General features: G+C 65.5%; 1 protein-coding gene. It reads left to right on the forward strand.

The features are described 5' to 3' along the window. Positions 1-229 (forward strand): hypothetical protein (locus ACVDHI_RS20850; protein ID WP_323921316.1); only part of this gene is annotated, 229 nt, incomplete at both ends.

Below are 229 nucleotides of genomic sequence, written 5' to 3' on the forward strand. Positions count from 1 at the left end.
GAGGCGCACCCGACGGCGAACGGCAACAACAGCCTGTTCGAAGACTTCGCGGTGAGCCTGGTGGACAGCGACGGGGATTCGGCCTCGAACACCCTGAGCGTGCAGATCGTGGACGACGTGCCGACGGCGGTGAGCGACGTCAACCTGACGGTGGCGAGCGAGAACAACCTGGTCCTCAATGGCAACGTCATCACCAACGACGTGCAGGGGGCGGATGGCGCGGCGGTGA

Source organism: Aeromonas sp. 25-248 (genome assembly GCF_053005425.1).